Raw genomic sequence first — 2,039 nt, forward strand, 5'->3', positions numbered from 1 at the left:
CACCCCCCGTGCAATTTTGACTGGGGTTAATTTTGACTGGGGTTTCTTTTGTTGTCTTGATTTGTGAACGAAGTAATTGAATTTGGTCAGGAGAAACCCACGAAGAAGGTGGAGTGGGAGTATAAATGTTAGTAGTTCCAATACGTTCTTGTATTTGAATCATTCCGGCGGCTAGTAAAAGCTTGATGGCATTTTTGGCAGTTTTGAGAGCGATGTAGCAATGTTTAGCCATTTTCGGAATAGACTCAAAACAACCGCTTACACCTGCTCTCCTTTGGATATGCGCGTACAGCCTAAATTCTGATGATTCAAGTGGATAATCATCAAAAAAACCGGGAATGAAGACTTCAAAAGCTGTCCGATTATTAAGCTGATTTTCTGTTAAACTCATAGATATATTTTCCCTGATTACTTAGTTTTGTTTTCCCTCGATTTGCGCCAAAATATCGAGGGTTTTGCTTTTGAAGAGAAGTGAAAATTGTTCATCTTCTAAAGCTTAAATGCTGAGTGTGGAGAAATTTATACGATTCTAGATACAGGTTTCAGCCTCATAATTAGAGGCAATTTACCTTGTTGTTTGATTTATGACTAGATTGAAGTTTCAATCCAGATAAAATACTCATTTCCTGGCCCCTACGTGCGGTCGAAAAGTTAGATTAATCCGTGTACTAACGACCTTATTGGTCTTCGGAACTTGATGCAGATGAGTAGTTTGACAACCCGGAAGCATCACCAGCAGACTCCCATGCTCCAACCAAAAGTCAGTAGGCTTACACCCGATGGGCTTGATTTGGAATTTCCTCACTGAACCCAGGCTGATGGATGCGATTGCGGGATTTAGCCCCATTGAAGCTTCACTGTCGTTATGCCAGCCAATACTGTCTTGTCCGCTCCTATATTGATTGCCAATGACGATGCGAAAGTTATAACCAGCAGTTGCAGTGATTCTGTTGCGTAACTTAGCTAGAGCATCTGTCCAAGGCAGTGGTTTGAGTAGTACGCTCTTGGAGTAGAGATAATCACAGCCCTCATCCCCGTAAATACATTCCAAACGAGGCACAGGCATCGTTTTACCCAGCATCCTGATTTGATTTTGTTTCCATTGCAGTTCTTGGCAATGTTGGTAGAGTTCGTCGGCTTCTTCCTTGTTCAAAAATTCTGGATAATAGTTGACTGGTAAAGTAGGAGCAGATTCAGGAAATAAAGTTAGTTGTTGCATAATTCTCCTTTGGCGATCGCCCTAACAATTTCTTCTGCCCGTTCCTGTGAAATAGCCTGTTCAGGATTCTTGTAAAACCCAACGATTTGAGATTTGGGACGCACAATAATGCGTTGTCCTGTTGCGCGTTTATCCCACACAAAGCACGAGATGGTGATGTTATCGGTAGCCCAACGACTACCCCGTTTATCCTTGCGAAAACAGAAGCGCGGCATGATGATTACAAGTGACGGCGGGTGCTGCTGTAAGAAATCCGCCCGATCATCACAGGGTTCGAGAAAGCTGGTCAGGAGGAATGCAGCTACACCCACACGGGCTTTACGGTAAGCATTCTTGATAATTGGGGATGCGAACTCCGAATATGGCGGATTGGTACAGATCCAATCGCACTCTGGAAATTTTTCCCATGATTCGGCTAATGTTGCATCGTAGTGAAAATGTGCCTGCTTGTTCGGATCTATGTCGTTAGTCCAGATATGTTCTGTATGAGGCCACACATTCAACAAAGACGCGATCGCTCCATGTCCCACACACGGCTCACTAATCACACCTGACAACCTAACGTGGCGCAGTAATTCAGTAGTAAACCACGATGGAGATTCATAAAAGTTCAGTGGATGCCTACCAACAGTTTCTGTAGATGCACTTGTATGTGGTTGTGGTATCAGCAGTTGTGCAACAGTCATAAGCTCTCTCCCGCTTGTTTGACAACAAGAGCGCTGATTGATTCAAAATCCACTTGAAAAATGTTCATATCAGTCAGCATCTCGCCACTGTTATAGCGGTCTACAATATGCTGCCTAATACCTGATTCTGAAAG

At 43.4% G+C, this 2,039-nt stretch carries 2 protein-coding genes and 1 pseudogene; all 3 read right to left on the reverse strand.

Annotated features, from left to right (window positions below):
- Window positions 1-391 (reverse strand): annotated as a pseudogene (locus H6G26_RS41280) (helix-turn-helix domain-containing protein); the annotation flags it as partial.
- A 228-nt stretch (window positions 392-619) separates the two neighbouring features.
- On the reverse strand, window positions 620-1,219 hold the full coding sequence (locus H6G26_RS41285; RefSeq protein WP_190737874.1) for an alpha-ketoglutarate-dependent dioxygenase AlkB: 600 nt from the start codon (window positions 1,217-1,219) through the stop codon (window positions 620-622).
- Window positions 1,207-1,905 (reverse strand): hypothetical protein, encoded by a 699-nt coding sequence (locus tag H6G26_RS41290; RefSeq protein ID WP_190737875.1) that lies wholly within the window; start codon window positions 1,903-1,905, stop codon window positions 1,207-1,209. The genes H6G26_RS41285 and H6G26_RS41290 overlap by 13 nt, the downstream gene beginning before the upstream one ends.
- Between the last annotated feature and the right edge of the window lie 134 nt (window positions 1,906-2,039).

It is taken from the genome of Nostoc sp. FACHB-888 (assembly GCF_014696655.1).
Taxonomy (GTDB): domain Bacteria; phylum Cyanobacteriota; class Cyanobacteriia; order Cyanobacteriales; family Nostocaceae; genus Nostoc.